Source organism: Ruegeria sp. R13_0, from assembly GCF_017743995.1.
Lineage (GTDB): Bacteria > Pseudomonadota > Alphaproteobacteria > Rhodobacterales > Rhodobacteraceae > Ruegeria.
Map to the genome: position 1 here is coordinate 1 of NZ_JAGHRB010000047.1, position 1,544 is coordinate 1,544.

1 protein-coding gene is annotated in these 1,544 nt (G+C 60.2%); it reads left to right on the forward strand.

Going from position 1 to position 1,544, the window contains the following annotated elements; all coding sequences use genetic code 11:
* Nucleotides 1–1,544: mechanosensitive ion channel family protein (locus J7394_RS22765; protein WP_209256243.1), on the forward strand; the 1,544-nt coding region annotated here is incomplete at both ends.

Here is a 1,544-nt window from a genome sequence, read left to right on the forward strand (position 1 = left end):
TTCTGACCCGCCGCTGGCATGTCCTGACCGAAGCCGAGGCCGAGGGCGATCTCTGGGGCGCTGTCCGGTATCTGTTTGGTCGTTTCTGCCGGGAAATCGCCGGGCTTGTGGTGTTCTACGTGGTCATCCGCGCGGTTGGGCGGGGGCTGCTGACGCCCGAGCAAATCACCTATGCGGCGCCCTTCGTGTTCTACCTGATCTGGGTACCGCGGCTGGGTGCAGCCGCCTCACGCTTTGTACTGGCCCCGAACAAGCCGCATTACCGTCTGGTCAATATCGACGATCACTGGGCGAAATACCTGCATCGCAACCTGATCGGGTTGCTGATCCTGATCGGGTTCACGCTGTTCCTGCTGCACTTCAACAGCCTAAACGGCATCACGGGGGATGAAACGCGCATTGGCTTCTGGCTGAACGCAGGCATCCACATCTATATCGGCCTGATCGCCTGGAAGGCGCGCGAAGGTCTGTCGCAGATGATGCTGGGAACGGACCCGGACCACACCAAGTTCGATGAGGAAGTGGCGCACTACTACCCCTATTTCGCCATTGCGGTCTCGGCTGCGACCTGGCTGCTGGTCGAGTTTCTGGTGGCGCAGCGCAACCCGGCATCGCTGGCTCTGCTGGTTCAGGGCGCGCATTTCACCACCATGTTCTGGCTGCTGATCGCCCCGGCGCTCGACACCCTGATCCGAGGGCTTGTCCGCCATCTGCAACCGCCGATGCAGGGCGAAGGTTCGGTGGCCGAACGTGCCTATAAATCGACCAAGCGCAGCTATATCCGCATCGGTCGGGTTCTGGCCGGTATTCTGGTCATCCTGATGATCGCCAATGCCTGGGACCTCGATCTGCAGGAAATCGCAGGCGGAGACGCGGATTCCGGCAGCAAGCTGATCCAGTTCTTCATCATCATCGCCGTGGGCTACATCCTGAATGAGATCGTCTCGCTCTGGATCAACCGCCGACTGGCAAAAGAGATGACCGCCGCGCAAAGCCCGGACGAAGAAGCCGGCGAAGGCGGTGGCGCGGGCGGGTCGCGTCTTGCGACCGTTCTGCCGCTGCTGCGGGTGACAGCTCAGGTGGCGATTGCCGTGATCTTCGTTTTGCTGGCCCTGGGTGCCCTCGGGCTCGACATCACGCCGCTTCTGGCGGGTGCCGGTATTCTGGGTCTGGCCATCGGTTTTGGTGCGCAGAAACTGGTATCCGACATCGTGGGCGGGATTTTCTTCCTGATCGACGATGCCTTCCGCGTGGGGGAATATGTCGATGTGGGTGGCACCACAGGCACGGTCGAGAAGATATCAATCCGCTCGATGCAGCTGCGTCACCATCGTGGTCCGGTGCATACCATCCCTTACGGCGAGATTCAGAAGCTGACCAATTACAGCCGCGACTGGGTCATCATGAAGCTGAAGTTCACCGTGCCCTTCGACACCGATCCAAACAAGGTGAAGAAGATCTTCAAGAAGATCGGCGCCGAGATGATGGAGGACGAGATCCACAAGGATGGCTTCCTGCAGCCGTTCAAGTCTCAGGGTGTGTTC